This is a genomic window from Streptococcus danieliae (assembly GCF_009767945.1).
In the GTDB taxonomy this organism is placed as follows: Bacteria; Bacillota; Bacilli; order Lactobacillales; family Streptococcaceae; genus Streptococcus; species Streptococcus danieliae.
Genome location: NZ_WSRS01000001.1, coordinates 15,063 through 39,352, shown reverse-complemented (window position 1 = coordinate 39,352; position 24,290 = coordinate 15,063). Strand labels below are relative to the sequence as shown.

The following is a 24,290-nucleotide window of genomic DNA, read 5'->3' as shown; positions in this document are numbered from 1 at the left end:
GCCATGCAGAAAGATTTCCAAGGTTGTGTTAGCTTAGTGGGGGCTGGTCCCGGAGATTTGGAACTTTTGACCCTAAAAGGAAGACGATGTCTCGAAGGTGCAGATGTGGTGGTCTATGATCGTTTGGTAAATCCTGCTCTTCTGGATTACGTACCAAGGAGCTGTCGTAGGATTTTTGTTGGTAAGGAAGTGGGACAGAAAACAATCTCTCAGGAGGAGATCGAGGGCATTCTCATCCAAGAAGCTAAGGCTGGTAAGAAGGTTGTCCGGTTAAAGAGTGGAGATCCGTATATTTTTGGTCGTGGAGGAGAGGAGGCTATGAGGTTGAAAGCTGAGGGAATTGCGTTTGAAGTGATTCCTGGTTTGACTTCAGCAATGGCGGGACTCACTTATGCAGGGATTCCAATGACCTATCGAGATCGGGCAACCAGCTTCCATGTATTTACAGCCCACCTTCAAGATGAGGAGCAAGCGCTCAACTGGGAAGCAATTGCGGCCTTAAAAGGGACTCTTGTTTTTCTAATGGGGTTGGGAAGATTGGAAACTATTGTTGGGGAGTTGGTAGCAAGAAATTATCCTCTATCAACACCTGTAGCGGTTATTGAATGGGCGACACATCCCCAGCAACGATCTTTAATAGGGACATTAGAAACAATCCTCGCTCTTGTGAAGGAAGCACATTACCAACCTCCATGTCTGATTGTAGTAGGGGATGTGGTTAACTTTAGCCAAGACTTGAATACCTATGAATCACTGCCCTTAAAAGGACAATCAATCCTAATTCAAGAAGGAGCTTCTCGTTTATCTGAATTATTAAGAAGTTACGGAGCACAGGTGAGGAGTTTCCCTAGAAGAAAAAATATGAAAAAATTACCTTCGTTTGTATCGGACTCCTCGTCGGAAATCTTAGCTTTTGCTGATGTTGGAAGCTGGCAACTTTTTGTGGAGGATTTGAGGCAAGAAGCTAGAGATATTCGTTCACTTGCAGAGAACAAAATCTGGGCTTTGGGTCACCTAGTTCAGAGTTTTATGGAAGAGCGAGGACTTTATCCAGACTCTCAGAGCCCGTATCTATGTGATCCTCAATTAGTAAAAAATAAGGATTATCAAATTTATTGTTCATTAGATCAGCAGAAAGAGTTGGCAGATTATTACGGTCAGGAGAGACTTTGTGTAACGCATGGTTGGGAAGTGGCACCTATGGACGAGGATGACTATTTCTCCGGATCTTCTGCGGTCTGTTTGCAAAATAGCCGAGCAGCACGCGACTTTATCGGGCTTGCAACTGCTCATTGTAATATCCCTGTTTTTGTAATGGGGCAGCGAACCCGTACCTTAATGGAGGAAGCTGGCTACAAGAATATCGTATCTTCTGAGCGACCGGATTTTCAGAGTTTGGTGGAGGCTTTATTTGTATATAGTGAAGAGGGGAGCGCTAAATGAAGAAAGCAATTGCTGTGGTTAGCTTTGGTACTAGCTACCGAGAAACACGAATAAAAACGATTCAAGCTTGTGAAGAGCGGATTCAAGCTCAATTTCCTCAAGAAATGGTTTATTCAGCCTATACATCGGGCATGGTTCGGAAGAAGATTGAAAGACTGGAGGGGATTCGAATTCCGTCTGTTGCAGAACTTCTTTTGGAGTTGTTAGAAACAGGTATTCAAGAGGTTTTTATTCAGCCGCTACATATCATACCTGGCTCGGAATACCATAAAATTTTGACAGACAGCCAACCTTATATAGAACAATTTAAAAAACTGGTGGTAGGTGATCCTCTCTTAGTTAGGGAAGAAGATTTTCGCCATGTTGCTGAGGAATTGATAGCCGCCTATCATACAGATTCGTGTGAAGAAGTGACTCTATTTATGGGGCATGGCAGTTCGCATAGCTCTTTTACGTCCTATGCGGCTATGGATCATTTTTTTCAAGGTTCTTCTTTAACATTGGCTTGTGTTGAAAGTTACCCAGATTTTGAGCAAATTATAGCCAATTGGAAACGAGAGGGAGTGGTTCACAGAGTTCGCCTAGTTCCCTTTATGTTGGTGGCAGGGGACCATGCCCAAAATGACTTGGCAGGAGAAGAAGATTCCTGGGCTAGTCGTCTAAGAGAAGAGGGATTTGAAGTTGAGATTGATTTGACGGGGCTTGGAGAAAGACCGTGGATTCAAAATCTTTTTGTGGAGCATATTCAACGTAGAAGGAAGGGATGACTTATGGCAAAGTTTTATGGTATAGGTGTTGGACCAGGAGATAGTGATCTCGTGACAGTGAAGGCTGTTCAGTGCTTGGCGAATCTTGATATTCTCTACACACCAGAGTCCAGAAAAAATGGGAAAAGTTTAGCATTGAGTATTGTGGAACCACACTTGTCCCCACAGCTATGTATTAAACAACGGCATTTTCCGATGATTTCTTCCTTTCAAGAAAAGAATAATCAATGGTCCGCTATTGCGCGTGAAATTATTAGTGATGTAAAGGACGGGTGGAATGTAGGGTTTGTGACCTTAGGTGATCCGATGGTTTACAGTACTTATAGCTATCTGTTAGAGAGGATCGGAACAGACATTGAAACAGAGACCTTATCTGGGATTCCTTCTTTTATCCAGTTGGCGGCGACTTTGCAGTTACCCTTAACAATGGATGACCAGTCCTTAGCTGTGATCCCTGCTACAGCATCGGAGGACACCTTGGAGCAGGCCTTGCTTCTTCACGATACAGTTGTCATTATGAAGGTTGCGAATCATATGGATCGTGTTCGGTCTTTATTGGAACGTTTGGATTTATTGGAGACTAGTCATTTGGTTAGTAAAGTGGCTATGGAGGATCAAGAAATCAAAAGCCCACTGTCTTCTGTACATGATTTAGCTGGTTTAAGTTATTTCAGTACAGTTTTAGTTACAAAGAGGAGTCATTAATATGTTGAGAAACTATCGCAAGAAACAAGTCCTTGCTGTGCCTGTTCTCGTTTGTTTACTGACCTTACTTAGTCAAGAGAATGTGTCTGCTATGCATATTATGGAAGGTTACCTTCCCCCTATTTGGTCATTGATTTGGTTTATTGTGTTTCTTCCTTTCTTTCTATTGGGGATTAAAGAAATTCGCAGGGTTATTCATCGGGATCCATCTGCCAAGACTATGCTAGCTTTATCTGGGGCTTTTGTCTTTGTTCTTTCGTCTTTAAAAATTCCATCAGTAACTGGTTCTAGTTCACATCCGACTGGAGTTGGTCTCGGAACAGCCTTGTTTGGTCCGTCTGTGATTAGTGTGTTAGGGAGCATTTGCCTTCTATTTCAGGCCTTGCTCCTAGCCCATGGTGGGATAACGACTTTGGGAGCCAATGCTTTTTCAATGGCCGTTGCAGGTCCATTTGTCGGTTTTGCTAGTTATCGTGTGGCAAGACGTCTTCATTTGTCACAACAAGTCTCATTATTTCTTTGTGCAGCCTTTGCAGACTTGGCAACATATATTACAACATCTGTTCAGTTGGCTTTAGTTTTTCCAGATCCGGTGAGCGGCTTTGGAGGTTCTTTGGTCAAGTTTTTAGGAGTTTTTTTGATGACTCAGATTCCGATAGCGATTGTTGAAGGATTATTGACTGTGGTTTTCTATAACCTGCTATCAGATAGTTTGCCTGTATTTAAGGAGGTTTTTAGATGAAAGGAAAATCTAGCTTATTGTTGTTAGCAGGAGTTGTCACATTGATTTTACTAGCGTTTTATCTAGCTCCTAGAGGAGTGGAGTTCGGTGGTACGGATGCAGCTGCTGAAAGTTTGATTACAGAAATTTATTCAGACTATCAACCTTGGTTTCAGCCAATCTTTGAACCCGCTGGATCGGAGGTGGAAAGTCTCTTGTTTACATTACAGGGGAGTTTTGGTGCAGCAGTTATTTTTTATATTCTAGGCTATTATCGGGGGAAGAAGCAGGTAGCTGAGTAGCGAGAGAAAGGAGATGAGCAGATGCTTCCAATTGATTATTATGCGTACCAAAATCGTTGGCGTCACCTAGATGGACGGTTGAAGTTTTTGCTTTTTCTTCTGTTTCTCATAATCAGCTTTTCGGGAATTTGGAGTTTGCAAGTCGCACTTTTTATCACTGTTTTCTGGCTAACCTTTTACCTAGCTCGAATTCCGTTTGCAATTTACGTGAGACTTTACTTTTATCCGACTATTTTTATTCTTCTTAGTCTCGCCACCTTATTACTATCGGTGTCGATAACTCCCCTTTCGTATTGGGTAGGTTGGTCATTTGGTAGTCTACATATCGGGATTCTCCCATCAGCTCCTCAGCAAGTCATTCGGTTAGGTCTTAGAATCTATGCTTGCTTGGCAGCAACCTATTTCTTTGTATTGACGACGCCCTTTGGACAAATTTTAAAAGGGTTGCATCGAAGTCCTATTCCAAGGGAGTTACTGGACCTTATTTTATTGATGTATCGCTTCCTTTTTTTACTGATGGGAGATTTTATCAGTGCTCAAGAATCTTTAGTATTAAAGTTTGCCTTTAGTAAGAAGGGGAAGCGGATTAAGGGGTTAGCCTATTTGGCCAATAGTGTGTTTCTGAGGTTGGTAGATCATCAAAAACAGCTTGAAGAAATTTTGGAATTACGATTTGATGCGATGGATAAGGAGGGAACAGATGTTGGAGATTCGAGATATTAGTTTTGCTTATGAGAAAGGCAAGCCAATGTTAAAAAAGGTCTCCATGGCTTTTCAGAGAGGAGAGATTACGGGGATTCTAGGTGCCAATGGTTCTGGTAAATCAACCTTGATGAAAGTGATCATGCGTTTACTTCTTCCCCAGCAGGGAGAGATTTTCTATGAGAATCGAGCAGTAGGAAAGAAGAAAAAGTCCTTATTGACTTACCGGCAAGCAGTCAATCTTGTTTTTCAAAATCCAGAACAACAGCTCTTTTTTAGCCTTGTTCGAGATGATGTAGCGATGGCTTTGGAAAATCTTGGATTTTCGGATGAAGAAATTGCAAGGCGCGTTCAAGGTGCTTTAGGACGTATGGGGATTTTGGAGCTTGCAGATGCGCCCATTCAATACCTCAGTTATGGTCAGAAGAAGCGAGTGGCGATTGCGGATGTTCTAGCACTTCAACCCCACTATTTGTTACTTGATGAACCGACAGCTGGCTTGGATCCATCTGGAAGAGAGAAAATGCTACAGACCATGAAAGAGTTAGCTTCTCAGGGAGTTGGGATCATTTTATCCAGTCATGATATGGATTTAATGTACGAAGCTTGTGATTACGCCTATCTCTTACGAGAGGGAGAGCTGATTTCTGAAGGAACTAAGGATGTTTTCTTTCAGCAGGAGGAATTGCTAAGAACAGCTGGTTTAGAGAGTCCTTGGATTGTTCAAATGCATCAGATGATTGGGACACCCTTGGTGTCTTCACGCTCAGACTTTATTCAGTTTTTACAGAGGAGGATGTAGATGACAGATGCAGTTATGCTACAAGGGACAGCATCAGATGCCGGAAAAAGCGTATTAGCAGCTGGTCTTTGTCGAATTTTCAAGCAAGATGGTCTGGCCGTTGTGCCCTTTAAATCGCAAAATATGGCATTAAATTCTTTTATTACCTCGTTAGGAGATGAAATGGGACGCGCTCAAGTCACTCAGGCTGAAGCAGCAGGGTTAGAGCCTGATGTACGGATGAATCCTGTTCTGCTCAAGCCGAGTTCCGATCACCGATCTCAAGTTATTTTTTTAGGAAAGATTTTAGGAGAAATGGATGCGACTTCCTACCATCAGTTTAAGCCAGCTTTGCTAGAAGACATTCTTCAAATTTATCAGGAATTAGGGGAAGAATACGATGCTATTGTCGTTGAAGGAGCTGGCAGTCCAGCTGAAATTAATTTAAAAGATAAGGATATCGTGAACATGGGCTTAGCAAGGGCTGTGGGATGTCCGGTAATCTTGGTAGCAGATATTGATAAGGGGGGAGTTTTTGCTTCAATCTATGGAACCATTGCCTTGCTGGAACCAGAGGAAAGAGCATTGGTAAAAGGAATTATCATTAATAAATTCAGAGGGGATGTGGCCTTACTTCAACCAGGGATAGATATGATTGAAGAGCTCACAGGAGTACCCGTTTTAGGAGTCGTTCCTTATTTACAAGTTGCGATTGATCCGGAGGATAGTGTGGCCCTGTCTCAGAAATCAAGAACAGTAGATAAGACAAAGGATTTAGATATTGCTGTGATTGGATTGAAGCGTCTGTCTAATTTTACAGACTTTCAAGCATTGGAGAATGAAGTAGATGTTTCTCTTCGGTATGTTTGGTCAGCTACCGAACTCGGTACTCCAGATGTAATTATTCTCCCTGGTAGCAAGGACACCATTGGGGACTGTCTCTATTTACAGGAAGAAGGGATAGACCAAGCGATTTCCAGAGCTGTTCACACAGGAAGTCGTCTATTTGGGATTTGTGGGGGTTATCAATTACTGGGACGTCGCCTTTTGGATCCGGATGGCGTTGAGTCCCAATTGGGAGAAATTGCTGGTTTGGGTTTCCTAGACATAGAGACAGTTTTTAGGAAGAGTAAAAGAACCAAGCAAGTTCAAGCAAGGCAGGGATCTTATTGTTTATCGGGTTATGAAATTCATATGGGAGAGACGAAAATTCTTGGACAGGAAGAAGCTTTTGCAGTTATTGAAGATGAGGGAGGTAGGCATTTAGATGGAGCTGTTTCTCGAGATGGTCACATTCAAGGTACTTATCTACATGGTATTTTTGATAACCAAGAATGGACACGCGCTTATCTAAATCAGATTCGATCAGAGAAAGGATTGGCTCCTCTTCCAATTTCTGGACTGAGTATGGCAGAAAGGAAGGAGCAAGCCTATAATCAACTGGCAGACCAATTGCGCTCGTCGTTAGATATGAAAAGGATCTATCAGATTTTGAAAGGAGAAGGGGGATGAGAATTTATACGAAATATGGAGATGGAGGGGCAACCCGTCTTTACGGAGGTGTTCGTGTTTCAAAATCCGATCCTAGAGTTGAGGCTTACGGAACAATGGATGAGCTAAATTCTCTTCTTGGTTTGGTAATAGCTTTAGTTCGTGAGCAAGGAGGGTTCCCGAGCTTAATCGAAGAAGGGAGCCTTATCCAACAAGAATTATTTGATTGTGGTAGCGATCTAGCCACAGCTAACCAATCGCGGCCATACAAGCAACTTCCTCACTCAGAGATTTGGTTAGAAGAAAAAATAGATGATTATCTGGCACAAACCCCTTCGGTTCAACAATTTGTGTTACCGGGTGGTCACATCTTGTCAGCCTACTATCACCAGTTACGGACCTTGACGCGTCGTTTGGAGCGAAGAATTGTTGCCTTGATGGAAATAGATTCAGATATAAACCGAGTTAATTTGCATTATGTAAATCGGTTGTCAGATTATTTCTTTGTCGTTGCTCGCTATTTGAATCACAAGCTAGGAGAGGCAGATCAGCTCTATGAACGCAGCCCTTCTGTTTTTAAAAACAAAAAAAGAGGTTCATAATGTATCCCATCATGCTAAATTTAAAAGGAAAACAAGCAGTCATCGTGGGTGGGGGACAGGTTGCCGCTAGAAAAATTCGCAGTCTCCTAGAAGAAGGAGCCAGTGTACAGGTTATTAGTCCGAGTTTGGATCCTCAAATTCCACAGGAGCAGATTGACTGGGTGGCTCGTCCCTATCAAACAGGAGATTTAGCGAAGGCTCATCTTGTTTTTGCTTGCACCGATCAGGTTTCTGTGAATCACCAAGTTAGACAGGATGCCCCCTTAGGCGTCATGGTCAATAATAGCGGAGATAAATCAGATTCTGATTTCTACAATGTAGCTCAAATTCGGGCTACAGGTCTAACGATTACAGTATCAACGGAAGGTCACTCCCCCGCTCAGGCTAAACAGATGCGGGAGGAAATCGCCAGGTATTTGAAAATGAGAGAGGGAGACCTAGATGTATGTACTCTATCTGGGGCTACGTCACCAAGAGACTAGTCTCGAAGTCTTGGAGCAAGTTCATTTTAAAGAAGAAGACATTCAGTTAGCGCTAACTGCTTTAAAACGGGAAAAGAGTGTCTTAGAAGCTGCTATTTTATCAACTTGTAATCGGACTGAGCTTTATTTAGTTGTTGATCAGCTTCATACCGGGCGCTATTATGGCAAACAATTTCTAGCCAGATGGTTTGACCTGGATTTGGCATTATTGGAAACTCATCTACAAATTTTGGAGGATTTATCTGCCGTTCATCAGCTGTTACGGGTAGCGACAGGTTTGGAGTCTCGGATATTGGGTGAATATCAAATTCTAAACCAGGTCAAACAAGCTTTTTTTCTAGCACAGGAAACTGGAACGAGTGGGGTTATCTTAAATGAGTTGTTTCGCCGTGTTTTGACATTCGCGAAACGGATGCATCATCAATACCGTATTAACGAACGTCCCCTATCTATCAGCTTGACAGCTATGCAACTACTAGAGTTTTTAAAACCGTCTGCTCAAACGATTCTAATCATTGGCTTGGGTGAGATTGGTCAATTATTGGTTAAGTATGCTTTGAAACGTCCCTTTACAACAGTTCGTTTGTTAAATCGAACCTTATCTAAGATGGAACCTTATCAAAGAGATCCCCGTGTCCAGATTTATTCTTGGGAGCAAATGAAAGAAGCTCTCTTTGGTGTAGATGTTGTTTTTTCGGCGGCGGCTACCGGACAGCGCTATTTGAACAGGGAGATAGTGGCTTCAACAAGTCTGGTTTTTGATCTTTGTTTACCTAGAACTTGTGAAACAGGAATTGGTGAGCGGTTACTAACGATTGAAGAGATTCAGGGACGATTGGATGAACATTATGAGAAACGTCAAGAAATTGCAATGGGGATTGCCCAGGAGGTTGAAGCGGAGGTTCTCTATTTTAATCAATGGCGACAACAACTGGGGATTATCCCGTTGATTCAAGAGATTCGAGAGTATGCTCTAGGAATACAAGAAGCGAGTTTCGCAAGTTTGGAAAGAAAATTACCTGAACTAACGGATAGGCAGAGAAAAGTTATTCAAAAACACATGAAGGGAATTAGTAATCAGTTGATTAAAAATTCAATCCTGCAATTGAAGGAGCGCTCTATCGGAGATCAGGCATCTCATGATATTGCGGTAATTCGCTCTGTGTTTGGATTCAGTGAGGAAGAGTTATGAGAACAATACGAGTAGGAAGTCGTAAAAGCTTATTGGCCATTCGTCAGACCAATCTTGTTTTGGATCAGCTACGCCAATTGCATCCAGATCGGATATTTGAGGTCGTTCCTTATACAACCAAAGGAGATCAATTGCAAGATGTTCCATTATCTGTCATTGGTGGAAAGGGAATTTTTGTAACAGATATTGAAACTGCTATTCAGCAAGGGAAAATCGATATGGCTGTTCATAGTATGAAGGATCTTCCAGCTATATTGGCTCCTGGATGCACTATCGGTGCAGTCTCGCCAAGAGAGGATGTACGTGATTGCTTGGTTTTTTCGAACCCAAATTGGAGTTTGGCTAATCTTCCTTCGGGATCCATTGTGGGAACTAGTAGTCTTAGGAGGACTCTACAATTGCAAAGGCAAAGGCCAGATCTGGTTTATCGGTCGATTCGTGGAAATATTGATAGTAGGATTGAAAAAGTTAAAGAGGGACAGTACCAAGCTGTTGTATTAGCGATGGCAGGTCTAAAACGTTTAGGCTGGCAAGGAGGTCGGGATATTTTTTTGGAACCACTTTCTTTGGATATTTGCCTTCCGGCTGTAGCTCAGGCTGCTCTGGCCATCGAATGTCGTCAAGAAGATACGGAAATTTTAGACCTATTAGCTACGTTTAATGATAAACAAGTCGCTCAATGCGTTGCGATTGAACGCCAATTTTTATCTTTACTGCAGGCAGATTGTACATTTCCGATTTCGGCTTTAGCTCAGACAAAAGGAGATGGTTACGTGTTGCAAACGATGCTAGCCTCTCCAAAGGGAGAGTGTCATTATGCCCAAGTTGAAGGGAAGCAAGTGAATACCTTGGCATCGGAGGCTTTTACTAAACTAAAGGAAGCAGGGGTAAGGGGATTGCCAAATGTTGAAAATTCTAATTACCCGTGAACAGAGACCGAGCGAGTCATTGTGTAGGGATTATCAAGCCCTAGGTTATGAACTTCTTCACGTTCCTTTGTTGGAGTTTCATTCACTCCCTCTGCCTGGCTCTCTATTATCAGGTCAGGATAAGGATAAGGCTGAGTGGTTACTCTTAACTAGTGCGGTGACTGTTTCCTTTTTAAACACTCTTCCCTATTTCCCTAATAAGATAGCGGTGATTGGATCTCAGACAGCTCAGGCAGCAAGGAAAGCTGGTCTAAGAATACATTTTCAGTCTTCTCAACCGTATGGAAAAGCTTTTATTAAGGAATGGCTAGAGACTTATCCGGTGCCTCAGACTATCCTATTTCCCCAGTCAAACCTTGCCAAGGGAAGTTTAGGTCGAGAGTTGGAGGCGGCAGGTCATCATGTGTTTACCTGGTCTCTATATGAGACCAGACCTCATCAAGCGGGGCAAAGGACTTTGGCCAACTTACTGGCTTCAGACATAGAGGAATCGATTCTTACCTTTGCTAGTCCCTCTGCTTGGTCTGCCTTTTTGGCTTCTGGAGCTGTATTGGAACCGGAGCGACATCGGATAGCAGCTATTGGTCAGACAACTGCGGATGCTATCCGGAAGGCGGGCTACAGGATTAGCTATCTTCCAGATTATCCTTCTTTAGAGAAGATGTTAGCAACAATTGTTCAAGAACAGGAGGGAAATTATGTTTAAAAGACAACGAAGATTAAGGCGCAATCCCTTTTTACGGGACCTCGTGAGAGAAACCGATGTATCCTTGGATGATTTTATCTATCCTTTATTTGTAAAAGAAGGCTTGGAGCAGCCGATGGAGATTCCGTCTATGCCGGGAATCTATCAATTTCCTATCAAAGACCTCGTGGAGGAAGTGGGTAGGTGTATGAGCCTGGGACTTAAGGCTTTTATTCTATTTGGGATTCCTCAAAATAAGGATGAACGAGGAAGTCAGGCTTATGCCCCGACAGGAATTGTCCAAGAAACTCTGCAAGCTATTAAAAAATCACATCCAGAAGCACTGTTAATTGCGGATACTTGCTTGTGTGAGTTTACAGACCATGGTCATTGTGGACTGTTAAAGGAAGATGATGTTGATAATGACTCCTCTTTAGAGCTTTTAACGCAAGTAGCCGTTAGCCAAGCACAGGCTGGAGCCGATGTGATTGCTCCATCAAATGCGATGGATGGATTTGTGACGACAATTCGTCGAGGGTTAGATGCTGCTGGTTTTGACCAGGTTCCGATTATGGCTTATTCGGTAAAATTTGCATCGAGTTTTTATGGTCCCTTTCGTGAAGCGGCTGAGGGAGCTCCGCAGTTCGGTGATCGGAAGTCGTATCAGATGGATAGTGCCAATCGGAGGGAGGCTTTGCGAGAAGCTTTGGCAGACGAGGATGAGCAAGCGGATTTCCTCATGGTCAAGCCAGCCCTTGCCTATCTAGATATTATTCGAGAAATTCGTGGGACGAGCTTACTGCCTCTAGTAGCCTACAATGTCAGTGGTGAGTATGCAATGATTAAGGCGGCTGGGGAGAAAGGTTGGTTAAATCCAATTTTGACCCGAGACGAGTCCTTGTTGGCTATGAAGCGGGCTGGAGCGGATCTCATTATTACTTATTTCGCCAAAGAAATTGCGCTAGAAAGATGGAAGGATAGAGATGGGAAAGCAGTCAAGTGAATATTTTCAGGAAGCTAAAAAACTATTTCCGGGCGGTGTTAATAGCCCTGTTCGAGCTTTTAAGGCTGTTGGAGGTCAGCCTCTGTTTATTGAATCGGGTTCTGGATCTCGATTGAGGGATGTGGACGGAAATACTTATATTGATTATGTATTATCCTGGGGTCCCTTGGTTTTAGGACATGCAGTAGACAGTGTTCAATCGGCAGTTCGGGAAGCTGTGAATCTGGGAAGTAGCTTTGGAGCTCCGAGTCCACGGGAATTAGCTTTGGGACAGGAATTACAGCGGCGCCTTCCTTTTCTAGAGAAGATGCGTTTTGTAAACTCTGGAACAGAAGCAACGATGAGTGCTATCCGCCTAGCTCGTGCTGTAACGGGTCGTGAAAAGATCATCAAATTCGAAGGCTGTTATCACGGTCATAGTGATTCCTTCTTAATCGGTGCAGGATCTGGCGTTGCGAGTTTGGGACTGGCGGATTCAGCTGGCCTCCCAGCGGCTCTCATACCAGAGACTCTTGTTCTTCCTTATAATGATTCGGAAGCTGTGAAAGCGATTTTTCAGCACCATGCTTCAGAAATTGCAGGAGTGATTGTCGAAGCAGTAGCTGGGAACATGGGATTGATTCCAGCAGATCGTGCTTTTTTGGAAACAATTGCTCTGCTTTGCGAGGAGCATTCGAGTTTATTTATTGTTGATGAGGTTATGACTGGTTTTCGTGCTGCCTACGGGGGTGCTTGTGAGTTATATCAACTGCAACCAGATCTTGTTTGTTTGGGGAAAGTCATTGGCGGAGGTTTCCCAGTGGCAGCCTTTGGTGGAAAGGCTTGCTATATGGATCAGATAGCTCCTCTAGGTCCCGTATATCAGGCAGGAACTCTTTCGGGAAATCCAATTGCGATGGCAGCTGGTTTAGCAACCCTGTTGGGATTAGGAGTAAATGCTTTTGCGGAGATGGAGGCTAGGACAACTCGCCTATGTCAGGGAATTCAAGGCTTAGCTAAGAAGTATCAACTTCCAGTCCAGGTCCAATGGCGTGGAAGTATGTTTTCTCTTTTCTTTGCGGATAAACCAGTCCAAAACTTTAAGGATGCTCAGTCAGCGAATTATGAGCAATTTGCTAATTTTCATCAGCTTTTACTTACTAAGGGCATTTATTGGGCCCCTTCACAATATGAAAGTAATTTTTTGTCCTTAGCGCATACAGATAGGGATATTGAGCAGACTCTCCAAGTTATTGAAGAGGTCTTTCGGAAAATCGGAGGCAGAGTATGGGAAAGCTAGTCTTAGTCTTGGGAGGAATTCGAAGCGGGAAATCCAAGTTTGCTGAGCAAGAGCTACTGGCGCAGAGCGTACCGGTTTGTTATTTGGCAACCGGTTTGTTATTATCGCCGGATGAGGAATGGAATCAGCGAGTCGAGGCTCATCGCAATCGTCGACCTGCTCATTGGGGGACACATGAGGGTTATCAGAATTTAGCTGAGGTTATCTATCAACGTTCGGAACAGTTGTTTCTATTAGACTCAGCGACTATGCTGACTAGTAATTTGCTTTTTGATTTTCTTCAAGAGAAGGAGGTAGAACAATTGTCTCCATCAACGAAGGAAGAGTTGGAACTTCGCTTAGAGAGGGAGTGGTCAACTATTTTGAAGGCTTCTTCAACTGCGTCTCAAGAACTTTGGATTGTTAGCGATGAGGTTGGACTCGGCTTACAAGCATCGACCTATCTTGGTCGTTTATTCCAGGATATTCAAGGAAAACGAAATCAACAGTTAGCAAGGGAGGCGGACGAAGTTTACTGGGTCGTCAGTGGGCTCGTCCAACGTTTGAAATGATTCGATCATTATTAATATATACGCAATTTTTTACAAGAATTCCCGTCCCCTTGACTATCGACTTGTCCTACATTCGAACGGGGGTTCCTTTTTTGAGTCTCTTTGGATTGTTACTTGGGTGTTTATGGAGTAGTCTTTTTCTTCTGCTCACCAGTGTTTTACCTTCTAGTTTGTCCTTGGTTGTACTCTTGTTTTTTGATGTTTTATTAACAGGAGGTTTTCACATGGATGCTTTAGCGGATACAGCGGATGGTCTTTTTTCTTCTCGTAAGCCAGAGCGTATGCTGGAAATTATGAAGGATAGCCGTATGGGGACAAATGGGGTTCTCGCTCTGATTTTCTTTTATCTTCTTTTTGTTGCAGCCTTTTGGGAGCAAAAATTCATAGATTGGCAAGTCCTATTAATGCTCGCTACAATCTCCAAGGCCGGCTTGGCAATCCAGGTCTGGAAGCTGAGGGATGCGCGTGCCCACACTGGATCTGGAAATTTTTTCCAAGGGGCAAAGGGACACCACATTGTTTTGGCACAAGCTTTGCCAATTGGACTCTCCTTTTATTTTTTTCAAAATAAGGGACTGATTGCTTATGCAAGTTTCTTAGTAGGGGCTCTTCTTTATCGGCGCTTTGTCTATCGAAAGATTGGAGGACAAACAGGGGATACCTTGGGAGCCTATGCCTTATTGGGGCAATTGTGTTATTTATTGGGATTGGTGATATGAAAACATTGTATTTACTGAGGCATGGGGAAACTATTTGCAACCGGGAAAGGCGTTTTTATGGTAGTTTGGAGAGCGAACTAACAGACCAAGGCAGAAAGCAGGCTAGGCAACAGCGGAAGTTGATGGAGTCGTTTGAGCCGGAGGTGATTTATACGAGCGGTCTAAAGAGAGCCCAGGAGACCGCGACCATTGCTTTTCCAAAGCGAGAGTTGCTGAAGAGGGATGTTTTTAATGAGAAAGGGTTTGGACTTTGGGAGGGATTAACTGCTGATGAAATTGAAGATCGGGATCCAGTGAATTGGGTTCGTTGGCTAGAAGCCCCATTTGATTATTGCCCTCCTCAAGCGGAATCTTTTAGCGACTTTAAGACTAGAGTTCAATCAGGGTTAGTGGAGATTTTGGCTAGGGAGGAGGCTACCATTGTTCTTGTAGCTCATCTAGGCGTTCTTCGTTTGCTAATCCAAAACCTAACGGACCCTCATCGTTCCTTTTGGGATATTGAGGTCCCTCAAGGGCGAGTTTTAGTGCTTGAGGAGAGTCTAGTTGGTTGGCGGGAAAAGCTATTGTAGTGTTTTAAGGTGGGTGAGTAGGACTATCTTTATATTATATTGCTTTGTCATAAGCTTCGCGGAGTCACTGTAAAGGAGTAGTAGGATGAATAAACTGGAAGATATGTATCAATTTAAGGTAGGTTTGACCACCCAAAATCGGTTGGTATTAGCCCCCTTGACCATTAGTTCTAGCTTACCGGGAGGCTATGTCTCCTCGGCAGATATTGCCTTTTATCGGCGTCGGGCAGGTTCTGCAGGGATGTTGATAACCGGAAGTGCCTATGTTTGTGAAGATGGTCAAGCTTTTCGGGGCAGTTTTAGTGCAGCTGAGGATGATAAGATTCCTGGTTTACGGAATCTGGCAAGTGCCATGAAGTCTAAAGGAAATTTGGCGATTCTCCAACTCTATCATGGAGGCCGGATGGTGCCTCCCGATTTAGTAGTCGGTGACCGCCCTCTAGCTCCGAGTGCCGTGATCGCCGAACACGGTCAAGTCTTAGAACCCAAAGCAGCTACACGCAAGGAAGTTGAAGAATTACTGGAAGCTTTTTTGGCGGCGATCAGCCGAGCGATTCAGGCGGGCTTCGATGGGGTTGAGCTCCATGGCGCCAATACCTACCTGATTCAACAGTTTTTATCCCCCCATTCTAACCGTCGCACAGACCAGTGGGGTGGAACAGAACATAACCGCAGGCGCTTTGCCAAAACACTGGTCAAGAAGGCTAAAGTCCTGATTGCAGCGCAGGCAGACCGGCCTTTCCTCCTTGGCTATCGTCTTTCACCAGAAGAAATTGAAGAGCCCGGTTTGTCTCTGTTTGATAGCCTTCAACTTTTGGAGCAGCTAATCCCGTTAGGGCTGGACTATGTCCACCTCTCCCTGGCTCAAGCCCAGCAAGCATCTTTGCGAAATCCACAGACTACAGAGTCGGTAGTGGAGCAGATTTCTCAGAAATTAGCAGGGCGTTTGCCGATTATTGCTGTCGGGGGGATTCAGCAGACTTCTCAAGTAGACGAGCTTCTCCAAATTGCCGATTTTGTGGCTATGGGACGCCAGTTATTGGTTGATCCAGATTGGTTGACCAAGGTAACTACTGATCAGGAAGCCATGGTATCTAGGGGTTGCCAAGAAGCGGACTGGGAGGGATTAGCTCTTCCTTTAGCATTTGCGACAGCAATGGGAAGCTATTTAGAGGGATAGATTTATGAAAGAAACAATTGATACACGCAAACTTTATTTTGGTTTTCCAACATTTTTCTTAGGCTATAAAGATCGTATCCACGGCTACAACATTTCTACTTGTAGTTCGATCTATTCCTTGGGGAACATGCTTGTTTGTGCCATGAGAACTAAGAGTAATGCCATTCAAGAGATCAGTCAGACAGGAGTTTTTTCTGTTTCTGTTCCTCAGATGGATTTAGTGAGGGAGATCGAAATCGCGGGTTTTAATTCCCATAAGGATAAATTTAACTTAACCGGCTTAACTTACAGTTTGGGAGAAGCTGATGTCCCACTCGTGGATGCTTGTCCCTTGGTTATTGAATGTCAGGTTGTCGAAATGGTTCCTTGTGGAGCATTAACCAATGTAATTGCGAAAGTTACGCGAAGAGCACTTGATTCGGACTTTATTACAGAAGATGGCAATTTCAGGAAAGAAACTTTTGATCCTATCAGCTATATTGGAGATGGAGCGGGTCGGCTGTATAAATCTTTTTCAGGAGAGGAAATTGAGATGGGGAGTCTTATTGTTAAGGAACGCTAGATTTTTATGATTTCCTTCTTGGTATAAAGCAGCAAGAGGATCACCGTCAAAACAAACAGGCTCACTTCTAAAAACTTTTATCCTTGCCTAAAAAAGACTAAATGTGGTAAAATTTAAGTAGTAGAAATTGATGTTTGTACTTTTAGGTGCGATGGAAGTTTGGTGCAATTCCAACACGGTCCCGCCACTGTGAAGGGCTTCTAGCTCTAAGTCAGATCTTTCGGCCTAAATTTTAGTAGATTTCGAATCTCGATGTAAGATTTCGATATCTTCCTGAAGCTGATTACCGGCTCTTTGTTGAGTTAGGTTAAGTTTGAAACCGTCTTTACTATCTAGGGTTTCTTCATCAGGATAAGACTTTCTACGATCAGAGTACCTATCATTTTCTAGGGAGAAGGTCTAGCTTGTTTTCAGATTGAAGCAGACTAGTCAATAATCTCGGCTGCTTGAGCAGCTCCTTTGGAAAACAGACAAAGCAAGGATGCTTTTGTTTAGGGGTACAACGACGTAGTCCAGTTTTCTAAGTTGACATTTAACCCTGGGTTTTGGCCTGGGGTTTTTCGGTTAGCAAAAAAAGAGGTTGGATTCCAACCTCTTTTTTAGTGTGATACGCGTTTGCGGGCAGCTTTTTTACGGTTTTCTTCGATAAATGCTGCTTTTTGCTCTTCTGGTTCGATGATTGTTTTGTGGACTGCGTAGACTGCTCCGGCAACTGCAGCGGCAGTTCCGAGAATTCCTGTTACAAGTCCTTTACCAAAATTGTTTGCCATAAGTGGTTCTCCTTTTCTGTACTCTATTGATAGGATATAGAAAATAGGAGAAATTTTCAAGAGAAAACCGTATTTTTATCATTGATTGTCTGAAGTTATGATTCTGGGATGGAGTTTGAGGGGGATCTGAAGACATCCCTTGCACTCGTCTTGTTCGTTCAAGATTGTTTTAGCTTATCTATTCTTATTTTTGAGGAATCGTGTTAAAATGATAGGTATAGAAAACGGAAGAATTTTTCAAGGAAAACGATGAAAACCAAGTTAATTGTTATTATGGGACCCACTGCGGTCGGGAAGTCTGCTTTGGGGATTGAGCTAGCTTCGAAATACCAGGGGGAGATTATTTCAGGCGATAGTCAACAGGTTTACCGTGGCTTAGATATTGGCACGGCCAAGGTTAGCCCAGCGGAACAAGCCCTGGTCCCCCATCATTTGTTGGATGTCAGAGAAGTCGATCAAGGGTATTCGGCTTTTGATTTTGTTCAGGAAGCCCAAGCTAAGATTCAAGAAATTAGAGCTAGAGGGGCTCTTCCTATCCTAGTGGGAGGGACGGGCCTCTATCTTCAAAGTCTACTGGAAGGTTACCACTTGGGGGGAGACTTGGATCAGACGGCTTTGTTGGCCTATCGGCAAGAATTAGAAGCCTTGGACACGGAGACCCTGTATGGTCTGGTGGCGGAGAAGGACCTTGAGATTCGGGAACCCAATCGTCGGCGGGCTATGCGAGCCTTGGAATTGGCGAAGTTTGGGCAAGATCTAAGAAATCAGGAGCAGGATTTTGAGCCGCTCCTAATTGCCTTGGATGACGAGCGTGAGTTGCTTTACCAGCGGATTAACCAGCGGGTGGATGTCATGGTGGAGCAGGGCTTGCTGGAGGAGGCCAAGTGGCTTTATGACCATCATCCGCAAGCACAGGCAGCCCGTGGCATTGGCTACAAGGAGCTGTTCCCCTATTTTGCCGGGGAGGCTAGTTTGGAAACGGCCCTGGAGACAGTCAAGAAAAACACGCGCCGCTTTGCCAAGCGGCAATTAACCTGGTTCCGGAATCGTATGGAACCGCACTTCTTTGTCGTTTCAAACCCAACCTTTAAACAGGATCTTGAGGCAGTCGTTGAGGAATTTTTACATGATTAATACGAAAAAAGAACAAGAGCGGGTGCTTTTAATTGGGGTCGAGCTGCCCAAAATGGACCATTTTCTCATGTCCATGGAGGAGTTAGCCCGCCTAGCCCACACGGCTGGTGCCCAAGTTATCCGAGAGATCGTGCAAAAACGGGAACGGGTGGATGCTCGCAGCCTAATTGGAAGTGGTAAGGTCCAAGAGGTTAAAAATTGGATTGAGGCTGAGGAGATTGACAGTGTTGTGGTTAATAACCGGCTAACACCCCGCCAAAATACTTATCTGGAAAGTCAGTGGGGCGTCAAAGTTATTGACCGGATGCAGCTGATTTTAGATATCTTTGCTTTGCGGGCCCGGTCCTATGAGGGCAAACTGCAGGTGCACCTAGCCCAATTGCAGTATCTGTTGCCGCGCTTGGTTGGTCAAGGGATTCTCTTGAGCCGCCAAGGGGGAGGAATCGGCTCCCGTGGACCCGGGGAAAGTCAATTGGAATTAAATCGTCGGGCTGTCCGCAACCAAATTGTCGATATTGAACGGCAGTTAAAGGCCGTTGAGAAGAATCGCAGTCGGATTCGGGAGAAACGCCTAGCCAGTCCCGATTTGCAAATTGGACTGATTGGCTATACCAATGCCGGGAAATCGACCATTCTGAATTTATTAGGGGAGACTCCCCAGTATGAGGCCGATGAACTTTTTGCGACCCTAGATGCGACAACCAAGAAAATTCATCTGGATCAAAACCTAGCGGCAACTCTGACAGATACTGTTGGGTTTATCCAAGACCTACCAACTGAGTTGGTGGCCAGCTTTAAGTCCACCCTGGAGGAGAGTCGGCATGTGGATTTGTTGCTGCATGTCATCGATGCCAGTGATCCCTACCATGAGCAGGAGGAAGAAACGGTATTAGCCCTTATTCAGGAATTGGAAATGGACCAGATTCCACGTCTGACCCTTTATAATAAGTTGGACAGGGTCGACCATTTTGTTCCCACCCTTAACCCGTCTCGGCAGTTTTCAGCCCATGCTCCTTCTGCTAAAGAAGATTTAAAAGCCATCATTATTGAAGGCCTAAAGGAACTCTGGGAACCCTTTGAGCTCCACCTATCCTTGGCCAAGCAATACCGCCTGCATGAATTAGAAGCCTTGGCCTTGATAGATCAACTGGACTATGACCAGGAGGGGCTAACTGTTACGGGTTGGATTGCAGCAAAAAATAAATGGAGATTAGAAACCTTTTATGAATGAATGGATTGATCGGGCGATCGCTCTGGGCGGCTATACCGCCTTGGATCGCAAGTATCTGGAACAAGTTTTAAGGGGCAAAAGCCCCCAAGAAATGCTAGCCTGGATTACGCCTCCGCCCAGTGTCTTAAATGCCTATTTTGCGGAACTGTATCAGAAAAAAGGGCCCCAGGCAGCGATGGACTACCTGTTGGAAATAAGTCAGGCTTTTGAACTGTTCCAAGCAGATCCTTCTTTTGAGGAAGTCAAGCCCTTTATCCGTTTGAATCTGTCTGGTAAAGCCTATGGTCTAGCCCTGCTGGATGCGAGTGGCTTGGGACAGGTTTTTGCCCAGGTGGCAGAGCCAGTAACTCCGGATTTACTGTGGGAGATCGCCATGATCTTTCCAGACCATCTGGTTGCGACTTACCAGGGTCGACTGATTTTACGTCCCTATGAAGCAGCAGAGCTAGAGAATCAAGAGGCTATGAGCCCGCTCACCGATCGTTTGTTGTTACAAGATGGAAGCCAGAAATGGGTTTCTTACAGTCAAGAAGATTTAATTCAAGAATTAGCAAAACAGGAAGTTGAGACCCTCCTCTGGTATGGCTCCAAGGAACGTCAGCTTGCAGTAGTGATAGAGGAGGAAGCATGGAATTACAATTTTTAGGGACTAGTGCCGGTCAGCCCTCAAAGGCGCGCAATGTTTCGAGTCTCGCCTTGAAACTTTTAGATGAAATCAATGAAGTCTGGCTATTTGACTGTGGTGAAGGCACCCAGAATCAAATTCTGCATACCAGCATTCGCCCCCGTAAGGTCAGCAAAATTTTTATTACCCACCTGCATGGGGACCATATTTTTGGCCTGCCGGGCTTTTTGTCCAGTCGGGCCTTTCAAGCCAATGAAGAGCAGACCAATCTAGACATTTATGGTCCTGTAGGTATTCGTAATTTTGTGCTTAACAGCCTCCGCTTGTCTGGCTCTCGCCTGCCCTACCGCATTCATTTTCATGAATTTGATTCGGATAAGCTGGGCTTGATCATGGAGACCGATCAATTTAAGGTCTATGCTGAAGCCCTCGACCACAGTATTTTCTGCGTTGGTTACCGGGTAATCCAGAAAGATTTAGAAGGAACTTTGGATGCGGAAGCCTTGAAGGAGGTCGGTGTTCCGTTTGGACCTTTATTTGGAAAAATTAAAAAAGGGGAAGATATTACCCTGCCAGACGGCCGCCTCATCCAAGCCAAGGACTACCTTTCACCCCCTCGTCCCGGGAAGGTCATTACCATCCTCGGAGATACTCGGAAGACAAATGCCAGTGTCCGTTTAGGCGTAGGAGCCAATGTCTTGGTGCATGAAGCGACCTATGGCAAGGGTGATGAAAAACTGGCTCGCAACCATGGTCATTCGACCAATATGGATGCGGCCAAAGTGGCCAAGGAAGCCGGAGCTAAACAGCTCTTGCTCAACCACATTAGCCCACGCTTTTTGGCCAAAGATATTAGCCGGATGCGGGATGATGCCGCTAGCATCTTCCCAAATGTTCATGTTGTCAAAGATTTGGAAGAAATTCCATTGTAAACTAGAGGATTCAGATGATTGAAGCAAAATACGATTGGCAATTTCAGCCCAAGGTAGAAGACCAGGACTTTATGGCGGTGGCTAAAACATTTGGTTTGGAAGAGTCTGTGGCGGATCTTTTGTTCCGGCGTGGGGTTCACAGCAAGGAAGACCTTGAAGCTTTTTTACAGCCATCTTTAGAGGACTTGGCCGATCCTTTTCTTTTTCAAGATATGGAAAAGGCGGTCGCTCGGATTGAGGCTGCCATCCAAAGGGGAGAGGCGATCCTGGTCTATGGCGATTATGATGCCGATGGAATGACCAGTGCTTCGATTATGAAGGAAGTTCTCGAGGAAATGGGGGCGGAAGTTCAAGTCTACCTCCCCAACCGCTTTACGGATGGCTATGGCCCCAACAAAAGTGTCTATAAGTACTTCATCGAAAACCAGGGGATTTCCTTAATTATCACGGTCGATAATGGAGTGGCTGGCCATGAGGCCTTGGAGTATGCGGCCCAGCAAGGGGTGGATGTGATTGTAACCGACCATCATGCCTTGCCAGAGGTGCTGCCTCCTGCCTATGCCATTATTCATCCAGAATTACCGGATGATCCCTATCCCTTCCCACATTTAGCAGGTGTGGGGGTTGCCTTTAAGCTGGCCTGTGCCCTGGTCGGCGATGTGGTCCAGGATTTCCTTGATTTGGTGGCAATCGGGACCATTGCCGATATGGTTCCCTTGGTCGGTGAGAACCGGATTCTGGTAGCTCAGGGTCTGAAAATCCTCAAACAAACCCAACGCATCGGCCTGCAAGAACTAGCCCGGGTGGCTTCGCTAAAACTAGACGAAGCCAATGAAGAGACCGTTGGTTTCCAGCTGGCTCCGCGTTTGAATGCTCTGGGCCGTTTGGATGACCCCAACCCAGCCTTGGAGCTCTTGACTGGTTTTGATGATGAGTTAGCCCATGACCTGGCTCGCATGATCGACGCTAAAAACACAGAACGCAAGGAACTGGTTCAAGCGATCTATGAAGAGGCGCGGTCCCAGTTGGATCCTGAAGCCAAGGCCCAGGTTTTGGTACAAGAGGGCTGGAATCCTGGAGTTTTGGGGATTGTGGCTGGTCGTCTGTTAGAAGAGACCGGTCAACCCATTATTGTGTTGAGCAGTGATGGTCAGAAAGCCAAGGGTTCCGCTCGGAGTCCAGAAAGTGTCCACCTCTTTGAAGCCTTAGATCCACACCGGGATCTTTTTGTCGCCTTTGGGGGGCATGCGGGGGCTGCGGGGATGACCCTGGAGTTAGAGCAGATCCCAGCCCTAAAGGCAGTCTTAGAAAACTATATGGACCAGCAAGGAGAAATCTCTGGCAAGAAGCCTGCTTATCAGGTGGATGAGATTCTGGATTTGCAGAGTCTTAGCCTCAAAACCTTGGAACAGTTTCAACAATTGGCTCCTTTTGGGATGGATAATCGTCAGCCTGTCTTTTATATTTCAGATTTTCAAGTTGAATCAGCTCGCAGCATGGGTCAGGGAAACGCTCATCTAAAACTGAAAATTTTACAAGGGCAGGCGGAATTTGAGGTTGTTGGTTTTGGTTATGGCAACCTTAGCTTGGAATTTTCACAGGCCAAGCAACTGGAGCTGCTGGTAACCCTAGCGGTCAACAAATGGAATGGTCAAACCAGCCTGCAATTGATGATCGTGGATGCCCGAATTGAAGGCATGCAGCTCTACAACATTCGGTCTGGAAAGATTTCTCTGCCGGATTCTGTTCCGGTTTTGGAATTTACAGAAGAATTTCCAGCTAATGTTCCAGAAGCTAGAGCCTATGTGGTCGACCAGTTACCAGAATCGGTGGAAGCCTTGGCTCGTTTTATTCAAGAGCGTCAGCCGCAAGTCCTCTATTTTAAAAATAGTATCAAGGAAGCTTTCTATTTAACTGGAGTTGGTAGTAGAGAGCAGTTTGCCTTGCTTTACAAGACCATTCGTCAGGTTCCTGAATTCGATGTCCGTTATAAGTTGAATGATCTAGCCCTTTATTTAAAAATCCAGCGGCCGTTACTGATCAAGATGTTACAAATTTTCCAAGAATTGGAGTTTGTGACTATTGAAGATGGGGTGTTAAAGGAAAATCCAGCCGCAACAAAACGTTCTATCGAAGACAGCAAGATTTATCAAGAACTGAAAATCTTGGCTCGTTTCCAGGAAAAAATGGCTCTAGACCCCGTAGAAGACATCTATGAATACTTGTCCCAGTTTCCCTTGGAGGACTAAGCTTCGAGTTAGGTGTGGGGTCCTCCTAGCTATTCCGTTCTAATTATGGTAGAATAAATTGTAAAACATTTTGATAGAAAGTCGATTATGAACTTAAAAGATTATATTGCAACGATTGAAAATTATCCGCAAGAAGGGGTTACCTTCCGGGATATCAGTCCTTTGATGGCTGATGGGAATGCCTATTCTTACGCAGTACGTGAAATTGTTCAATACGCGACAGATAAGAAGATTGATATGATTGTAGGTCCTGAGGCTCGTGGATTTATTGTGGGTTGTCCAGTTGCCTATGAATTGGGAATTGGTTTTGCTCCTGTCCGTAAGCCAGGTAAATTACCGCGTGAAGTGATTTCTGCTGACTATGAAAAAGAGTATGGTTTAGATACCCTAACCATGCATGCAGACTCTATCAAACCAGGACAACGGGTGCTGATTGTTGATGATTTATTAGCAACAGGTGGAACTGTTAAGGCAACCATCGAGATGATTGAACGCTTAGGTGGGATTGTTGCAGGGTGTGCCTTTTTAATTGAATTGGACGATCTCAATGGTCGTCAAGCCATCGGTGACTACGACTACAAGGTTCTCATGCACTATTAATCAGAATCTTCTTGAAGGAAACTTCAAGAAGATTTTTTCGTCCTCGCAGAAATAGAGTATAATAGAGAGTATCCAAGAAGCGTA

At 44.5% G+C, this 24,290-nt stretch carries 27 protein-coding genes and 1 riboswitch; of the genes, 26 read left to right on the top strand and 1 reads right to left on the bottom strand.

Annotated elements, in window-relative coordinates:
- The first annotated feature begins 3 nt into the window (after positions 1 to 3).
- The 20 genes from cobA to E5983_RS00100 all read left to right on the top strand — a co-directional run bounded on the left by cobA (position 4) and on the right by E5983_RS00100 (position 16,665).
- Positions 4 to 1,443 (top strand): uroporphyrinogen-III C-methyltransferase, encoded by a 1,440-nt coding sequence (gene cobA, locus E5983_RS00195; RefSeq protein WP_160331929.1) that lies wholly within the window; start codon positions 4 to 6, stop codon positions 1,441 to 1,443.
- The gene (locus E5983_RS00190) at positions 1,440 to 2,210 is read left to right on the top strand and encodes a sirohydrochlorin cobaltochelatase (protein WP_160331928.1); all 771 of its coding nucleotides are present in this window, start codon (positions 1,440 to 1,442) and stop codon (positions 2,208 to 2,210) included. The genes cobA and E5983_RS00190 overlap by 4 nt, the downstream gene beginning before the upstream one ends.
- A 3-nt stretch (positions 2,211 to 2,213) precedes the next feature.
- Positions 2,214 to 2,915, top strand: a complete 702-nt coding sequence (locus E5983_RS00185; protein WP_160331927.1) for a cobalt-factor II C(20)-methyltransferase — start codon at positions 2,214 to 2,216, stop codon at positions 2,913 to 2,915.
- A 4-nt stretch (positions 2,916 to 2,919) separates the two neighbouring features.
- On the top strand, positions 2,920 to 3,657 hold the full coding sequence (locus tag E5983_RS00180) for an energy-coupling factor ABC transporter permease (protein ID WP_179924495.1): 738 nt from the start codon (positions 2,920 to 2,922) through the stop codon (positions 3,655 to 3,657).
- Positions 3,654 to 3,938: an energy-coupling factor ABC transporter substrate-binding protein gene (locus E5983_RS00175; protein ID WP_160331925.1), complete on the top strand. Its 285-nt coding sequence runs from the start codon at positions 3,654 to 3,656 to the stop codon at positions 3,936 to 3,938. Before E5983_RS00180 ends, E5983_RS00175 begins: the two co-directional genes overlap by 4 nt.
- Positions 3,939 to 3,959: 21 nt before the next feature.
- Positions 3,960 to 4,661 carry a CbiQ family ECF transporter T component gene (locus E5983_RS00170; protein ID WP_160331924.1) on the top strand — a complete coding sequence of 234 codons (702 nt, stop codon included), beginning with the start codon at positions 3,960 to 3,962 and terminating at the stop codon, positions 4,659 to 4,661.
- Positions 4,639 to 5,442, top strand: a complete 804-nt coding sequence (locus E5983_RS00165; RefSeq protein ID WP_160331923.1) for an energy-coupling factor ABC transporter ATP-binding protein — start codon at positions 4,639 to 4,641, stop codon at positions 5,440 to 5,442. The genes E5983_RS00170 and E5983_RS00165 overlap by 23 nt, the downstream gene beginning before the upstream one ends.
- Entirely contained in the window at positions 5,443 to 6,933 is a 1,491-nt protein-coding gene (locus E5983_RS00160) for a cobyric acid synthase (protein WP_160331922.1), read from the top strand.
- The gene (locus tag E5983_RS00155) at positions 6,930 to 7,514 is read left to right on the top strand and encodes a cob(I)yrinic acid a,c-diamide adenosyltransferase (protein WP_160331921.1); all 585 of its coding nucleotides are present in this window, start codon (positions 6,930 to 6,932) and stop codon (positions 7,512 to 7,514) included. Before E5983_RS00160 ends, E5983_RS00155 begins: the two co-directional genes overlap by 4 nt.
- Positions 7,514 to 7,996, top strand: a complete 483-nt coding sequence (locus E5983_RS00150) for a precorrin-2 dehydrogenase/sirohydrochlorin ferrochelatase family protein (RefSeq protein ID WP_160331920.1) — start codon at positions 7,514 to 7,516, stop codon at positions 7,994 to 7,996. The genes E5983_RS00155 and E5983_RS00150 overlap by 1 nt, the downstream gene beginning before the upstream one ends.
- Positions 7,956 to 9,188, top strand: a complete 1,233-nt coding sequence (hemA, locus tag E5983_RS00145) for a glutamyl-tRNA reductase (protein WP_160331919.1) — start codon at positions 7,956 to 7,958, stop codon at positions 9,186 to 9,188. The genes E5983_RS00150 and hemA overlap by 41 nt, the downstream gene beginning before the upstream one ends.
- Complete coding sequence (gene hemC, locus E5983_RS00140) at positions 9,185 to 10,117, top strand: hydroxymethylbilane synthase (protein ID WP_160331918.1); 933 nt, start codon at positions 9,185 to 9,187, stop codon at positions 10,115 to 10,117. Before hemA ends, hemC begins: the two co-directional genes overlap by 4 nt.
- Positions 10,092 to 10,823 carry a uroporphyrinogen-III synthase gene (locus tag E5983_RS00135; RefSeq protein WP_160331917.1) on the top strand — a complete coding sequence of 244 codons (732 nt, stop codon included), beginning with the start codon at positions 10,092 to 10,094 and terminating at the stop codon, positions 10,821 to 10,823. Before hemC ends, E5983_RS00135 begins: the two co-directional genes overlap by 26 nt.
- On the top strand, positions 10,813 to 11,805 hold the full coding sequence (gene hemB / locus E5983_RS00130) for a porphobilinogen synthase (protein ID WP_160331957.1): 993 nt from the start codon (positions 10,813 to 10,815) through the stop codon (positions 11,803 to 11,805). The genes E5983_RS00135 and hemB overlap by 11 nt, the downstream gene beginning before the upstream one ends.
- Positions 11,786 to 13,084 carry a glutamate-1-semialdehyde 2,1-aminomutase gene (gene hemL / locus E5983_RS00125; protein ID WP_160331916.1) on the top strand — a complete coding sequence of 433 codons (1,299 nt, stop codon included), beginning with the start codon at positions 11,786 to 11,788 and terminating at the stop codon, positions 13,082 to 13,084. Before hemB ends, hemL begins: the two co-directional genes overlap by 20 nt.
- Positions 13,072 to 13,635 (top strand): bifunctional adenosylcobinamide kinase/adenosylcobinamide-phosphate guanylyltransferase, encoded by a 564-nt coding sequence (locus E5983_RS00120; protein WP_160331915.1) that lies wholly within the window; start codon positions 13,072 to 13,074, stop codon positions 13,633 to 13,635. Before hemL ends, E5983_RS00120 begins: the two co-directional genes overlap by 13 nt.
- Complete coding sequence (gene cobS, locus E5983_RS00115) at positions 13,632 to 14,354, top strand: adenosylcobinamide-GDP ribazoletransferase (RefSeq protein ID WP_160331914.1); 723 nt, start codon at positions 13,632 to 13,634, stop codon at positions 14,352 to 14,354. Before E5983_RS00120 ends, cobS begins: the two co-directional genes overlap by 4 nt.
- A complete protein-coding gene (locus E5983_RS00110) occupies positions 14,351 to 14,923 on the top strand; it encodes a histidine phosphatase family protein (RefSeq protein WP_160331913.1) in 573 nt (190 codons plus the stop codon). The genes cobS and E5983_RS00110 overlap by 4 nt, the downstream gene beginning before the upstream one ends.
- 85 nt (positions 14,924 to 15,008) lie before the next feature.
- Positions 15,009 to 16,103: an NADH-dependent flavin oxidoreductase gene (locus E5983_RS00105; RefSeq protein ID WP_160331912.1), complete on the top strand. Its 1,095-nt coding sequence runs from the start codon at positions 15,009 to 15,011 to the stop codon at positions 16,101 to 16,103.
- 4 nt (positions 16,104 to 16,107) lie between these two features.
- A complete protein-coding gene (locus E5983_RS00100; RefSeq protein ID WP_160331911.1) occupies positions 16,108 to 16,665 on the top strand; it encodes a flavin reductase family protein in 558 nt (185 codons plus the stop codon).
- Between the two features lie 125 nt (positions 16,666 to 16,790).
- Positions 16,791 to 16,939: riboswitch (adenosylcobalamin (AdoCbl) riboswitch) on the top strand.
- A 325-nt stretch (positions 16,940 to 17,264) separates the two neighbouring features.
- On the opposite strand, the gene E5983_RS00095 is transcribed toward E5983_RS00100, so the two are convergent.
- A complete protein-coding gene (locus E5983_RS00095) occupies positions 17,265 to 17,435 on the bottom strand; it encodes a DUF3042 family protein (RefSeq protein ID WP_160331910.1) in 171 nt (56 codons plus the stop codon).
- 249 nt (positions 17,436 to 17,684) lie between these two features.
- Between E5983_RS00095 and miaA the strand changes: the two genes are divergently transcribed.
- The 6 genes from miaA to E5983_RS00065 all read left to right on the top strand — a co-directional run bounded on the left by miaA (position 17,685) and on the right by E5983_RS00065 (position 24,206).
- Positions 17,685 to 18,569, top strand: a complete 885-nt coding sequence (gene miaA, locus E5983_RS00090) for a tRNA (adenosine(37)-N6)-dimethylallyltransferase MiaA (protein WP_160331909.1) — start codon at positions 17,685 to 17,687, stop codon at positions 18,567 to 18,569.
- Positions 18,562 to 19,800 carry a GTPase HflX gene (gene hflX, locus E5983_RS00085; protein WP_160331908.1) on the top strand — a complete coding sequence of 413 codons (1,239 nt, stop codon included), beginning with the start codon at positions 18,562 to 18,564 and terminating at the stop codon, positions 19,798 to 19,800. The genes miaA and hflX overlap by 8 nt, the downstream gene beginning before the upstream one ends.
- Positions 19,793 to 20,446, top strand: coding sequence for a cystathionine beta-lyase (locus tag E5983_RS00080; protein ID WP_160331907.1), 654 nt, complete (start codon positions 19,793 to 19,795; stop codon positions 20,444 to 20,446). Before hflX ends, E5983_RS00080 begins: the two co-directional genes overlap by 8 nt.
- The gene (rnz, locus tag E5983_RS00075; RefSeq protein WP_160331906.1) at positions 20,428 to 21,357 is read left to right on the top strand and encodes a ribonuclease Z; all 930 of its coding nucleotides are present in this window, start codon (positions 20,428 to 20,430) and stop codon (positions 21,355 to 21,357) included. Before E5983_RS00080 ends, rnz begins: the two co-directional genes overlap by 19 nt.
- A gap of 14 nt (positions 21,358 to 21,371) precedes the next feature.
- On the top strand, positions 21,372 to 23,606 hold the full coding sequence (gene recJ, locus E5983_RS00070) for a single-stranded-DNA-specific exonuclease RecJ (protein WP_160331905.1): 2,235 nt from the start codon (positions 21,372 to 21,374) through the stop codon (positions 23,604 to 23,606).
- 87 nt (positions 23,607 to 23,693) lie between these two features.
- Entirely contained in the window at positions 23,694 to 24,206 is a 513-nt protein-coding gene (locus tag E5983_RS00065; protein ID WP_160331904.1) for an adenine phosphoribosyltransferase, read from the top strand.
- Positions 24,207 to 24,290: the final 84 nt, after the last annotated feature.

Coding starts and splice junctions, on each gene's coding strand:
- E5983_RS00100 (WP_160331911.1), top strand. CDS start 16,108: ATGAAAGAAACAATTGATACACGCAAACTTTATTTTGGTTTTCCAACA.
- E5983_RS00065 (WP_160331904.1), top strand. CDS start 23,694: ATGAACTTAAAAGATTATATTGCAACGATTGAAAATTATCCGCAAGAA.
- E5983_RS00190 (WP_160331928.1), top strand. CDS start 1,440: ATGAAGAAAGCAATTGCTGTGGTTAGCTTTGGTACTAGCTACCGAGAA.
- E5983_RS00135 (WP_160331917.1), top strand. CDS start 10,092: ATGTTGAAAATTCTAATTACCCGTGAACAGAGACCGAGCGAGTCATTG.
- hemL (WP_160331916.1), top strand. CDS start 11,786: ATGGGAAAGCAGTCAAGTGAATATTTTCAGGAAGCTAAAAAACTATTT.
- miaA (WP_160331909.1), top strand. CDS start 17,685: ATGAAAACCAAGTTAATTGTTATTATGGGACCCACTGCGGTCGGGAAG.
- E5983_RS00160 (WP_160331922.1), top strand. CDS start 5,443: ATGACAGATGCAGTTATGCTACAAGGGACAGCATCAGATGCCGGAAAA.
- hemC (WP_160331918.1), top strand. CDS start 9,185: ATGAGAACAATACGAGTAGGAAGTCGTAAAAGCTTATTGGCCATTCGT.
- cobS (WP_160331914.1), top strand. CDS start 13,632: ATGATTCGATCATTATTAATATATACGCAATTTTTTACAAGAATTCCC.
- E5983_RS00150 (WP_160331920.1), top strand. CDS start 7,514: ATGTATCCCATCATGCTAAATTTAAAAGGAAAACAAGCAGTCATCGTG.
- E5983_RS00120 (WP_160331915.1), top strand. CDS start 13,072: ATGGGAAAGCTAGTCTTAGTCTTGGGAGGAATTCGAAGCGGGAAATCC.
- E5983_RS00080 (WP_160331907.1), top strand. CDS start 19,793: ATGAATGAATGGATTGATCGGGCGATCGCTCTGGGCGGCTATACCGCC.
- cobA (WP_160331929.1), top strand. CDS start 4: ATGCAGAAAGATTTCCAAGGTTGTGTTAGCTTAGTGGGGGCTGGTCCC.
- E5983_RS00165 (WP_160331923.1), top strand. CDS start 4,639: ATGTTGGAGATTCGAGATATTAGTTTTGCTTATGAGAAAGGCAAGCCA.
- E5983_RS00170 (WP_160331924.1), top strand. CDS start 3,960: ATGCTTCCAATTGATTATTATGCGTACCAAAATCGTTGGCGTCACCTA.
- recJ (WP_160331905.1), top strand. CDS start 21,372: ATGATTGAAGCAAAATACGATTGGCAATTTCAGCCCAAGGTAGAAGAC.
- hflX (WP_160331908.1), top strand. CDS start 18,562: ATGATTAATACGAAAAAAGAACAAGAGCGGGTGCTTTTAATTGGGGTC.
- E5983_RS00155 (WP_160331921.1), top strand. CDS start 6,930: ATGAGAATTTATACGAAATATGGAGATGGAGGGGCAACCCGTCTTTAC.
- E5983_RS00175 (WP_160331925.1), top strand. CDS start 3,654: ATGAAAGGAAAATCTAGCTTATTGTTGTTAGCAGGAGTTGTCACATTG.
- E5983_RS00105 (WP_160331912.1), top strand. CDS start 15,009: ATGAATAAACTGGAAGATATGTATCAATTTAAGGTAGGTTTGACCACC.
- E5983_RS00110 (WP_160331913.1), top strand. CDS start 14,351: ATGAAAACATTGTATTTACTGAGGCATGGGGAAACTATTTGCAACCGG.
- E5983_RS00095 (WP_160331910.1), bottom strand. CDS start 17,435: ATGGCAAACAATTTTGGTAAAGGACTTGTAACAGGAATTCTCGGAACT.
- E5983_RS00185 (WP_160331927.1), top strand. CDS start 2,214: ATGGCAAAGTTTTATGGTATAGGTGTTGGACCAGGAGATAGTGATCTC.
- rnz (WP_160331906.1), top strand. CDS start 20,428: ATGGAATTACAATTTTTAGGGACTAGTGCCGGTCAGCCCTCAAAGGCG.
- hemA (WP_160331919.1), top strand. CDS start 7,956: ATGTATGTACTCTATCTGGGGCTACGTCACCAAGAGACTAGTCTCGAA.